General features: G+C 59.0%; 4 protein-coding genes. All 4 read left to right on the top strand.

The annotated features are described in order from the left end of the window. Positions 1-577 (top strand): OmpA family protein (locus AC3B8H_RS20475; protein ID WP_488443364.1); only part of this gene is annotated, 577 nt, incomplete at its 5' end. Between the two features lie 23 nt (positions 578-600). After that, complete coding sequence (locus AC3B8H_RS20470) at positions 601-1,149, top strand: V4R domain-containing protein (RefSeq protein ID WP_488443363.1); 549 nt, start codon at positions 601-603, stop codon at positions 1,147-1,149. 26 nt (positions 1,150-1,175) lie between these two features. Further along, complete coding sequence (locus tag AC3B8H_RS20465) at positions 1,176-1,589, top strand: roadblock/LC7 domain-containing protein (RefSeq protein WP_064030484.1); 414 nt, start codon at positions 1,176-1,178, stop codon at positions 1,587-1,589. Between the two features lie 15 nt (positions 1,590-1,604). Continuing rightward, positions 1,605-2,060, top strand: coding sequence for a roadblock/LC7 domain-containing protein (locus AC3B8H_RS20460; RefSeq protein WP_488443362.1), 456 nt, complete (start codon positions 1,605-1,607; stop codon positions 2,058-2,060). Positions 2,061-2,344: the final 284 nt, after the last annotated feature.

The raw sequence follows: 2,344 nt of genomic DNA, 5'->3' as shown, positions 1-2,344 counted from the left end.
AAAGTTGGAATGGCCGGAAACCCCGGGCCATTCCAGCAATACCGCTCCGGCTCAACCTGCTCTTCCCGCCCCGCCAGCCGCGCGGGCGGAAGCCGTTGCCGCGACGCCGCCAACCACCGACACCATGCCGGCGGCGGAGAACAAAGCGGAATCGGTCGCCGCCGCGCCCGCGCAGGCCGCCGAAGCGCAAACCGAGCTGGAGTTACCGACCGAGCCAACCGCCGCCGGACCGCCGTCGGCCAGTGCCGATCCGGTTTACACGGTGTATTTCAAGTTCAACTCCACCAAGCCGATGCGGCTGACCGGCGCCGAGAAAACCCGTTTGCTGGAACAAGTCAAACAGTGCGGTCAAGGTATCCGCATCGTCGGGCATACCTGTAACCTCGGCAACGACGCATCCAACCGCCAACTCGGCCAAGCGCGAGCGGAAGCCTTGAAAAAGTGGTTGAGCGGTCAGAGCATCGCCGCCTCCATCGAAACCGCCACGGAAGGTTGGCACAAACCCGCGGCTTCCAACGACACGCCGGACGGTCAGGCACTGAACCGGCGCGCCGAAATACACTGTCTGAAGCCCTAAACGCACCCCCAAGAGGACGAGTCATGTTAACCAACAACAAAACCGACTACCAACTGGCGCAACAACAAATTCTCGAAGGCATTTTGTCCGGGGAATTCGGCATCGAAAATCGCAACGACCTCGGTCCGCTCATCCCGATCCGCCTGTTTCAGGTGTTGCGGATGGTGGCTTTGGGATCGAACGTCGAAGACATCCTCGGTCAAGGCGCGCCGTCGCTGGTGTACCACTCCGGACAAAGCCTGGGCAGTACTCTGGGCCAAATCGTCGCGGCCAACGTCGACAAGGATCTGGAAACCTACGTCGGTAAAATCCAGCAATTGTGTCGGCAACTTTGCATCGGCTTGGTAGTGCCCGACAAAGTCGATCTCTCCGGCGGCTTGCTGGAATTGCGGGTGGACGAATGCGTTTCCTGCGCCGGCATCCATAACGTGGCAGCGCCGATTTGCCACTTCGAGGCCGGCATGGTCGGCGGCATCGTCAAGGCGTTTTTCAAGCGCAACGTCAAGGCCACCGAAACCAAGTGCAACGCCCTGGGTGACAAAACCTGCCTGATCCGGGTCGACCTACTGTAATCACGACGATTTATTTGGAGCGTATTATGAACAGCAACATCCACGCTTTGGAGCCCAGAGCCTCGCAGTCGGCGGAAATCGAATCGATTTTGCGCAATTTGATGAGCATACAGGGCGTTTCCGCGGCAGCCATCGTCGATAGCGACGGATTCGTCACCCACATCCACCGCGATTACGAGATCAACACCGACGCCATCGGCGCCTCGGTGCAAGTGGTATTCGGCGCCGCCTCCAAAGCCGCCGGACACGTCGGCCATCATCAAACCCAAATGGTGATCTGCGAGAACGCCGAGGGCTACATCCTATCGACGCCGATCGAAGCCGGCTTCATGCTGGCGTTGGTGACCAAGCGCGACGCCTTGTTGGGTAGAGTCCGTTTCGAACTGAAGGAAACCGTGCCGATGCTGAAAAAATTGTTTTCCAGCTACCTGTTCAAATAATCACCCGCCCCGCACATGCACTGGTTTGAATTGCAACTCGCCGAGCTCGATCGCTTGGCGGCGGCCTACTCGGCGGCCCAACGCCAACCCGAAGCCGATCTGGTCAGTACTAGCGCCGACTTGCGCGCCAAGCGTGGCGAATTCATCGCGGCACTGCAAACACTGGTCGACAGCGTGGTGCGGATCAAAGGCGTCCACGCCTGCGCCGCTTACCACGAGGGCTTGATTCTGGCCAGCGCCGGTCAACTGCCGCACGCCGACGCGCTGGGCGCGTTGATCGAAGACAGCATCGGCGTCGCCCGCAACAGTTCGGCGATTCTAAAGTTGGGCGATATCGAGCAATTGGTCATCGTCGGCTCGGCCAGCAAAGTAGCGGTACTCAACATCGGCCCCGTGGTGCTGTGCATTGCTTGCCCCAAAGCCACCAATCTGGCCGCCGCGCTCAGCGAACCGGTGGCAGCCAAACCTTAGAATGCGCTGGCAAATCCGACGCGTACAACAGTTCAAGCACCGTTCAACATCAAAAATCCGCGCGAGTGGTTGGAACCGCTTGCGGTTAATTCCGACCAATGCTCTAGCAAAAACTGTCGCGTACCGGCAAACCTTGAACCAAACAAAACCGTAAGCTCCCCGGCGAATTGCCCTCTGCGCGCCAACAGCGCCTTGCGACGGCATCGAACTAAAACCGTCGTATCATCGCCAAGCTTAAAGTCGGACCTTGTTTAATTCACGATATGCCACACCTGACGAAGTTT

It is taken from the genome of Methylomonas sp. BG-2 (assembly GCF_057766305.1).
This window is presented reverse-complemented; position numbering and strand designations above follow the sequence as displayed.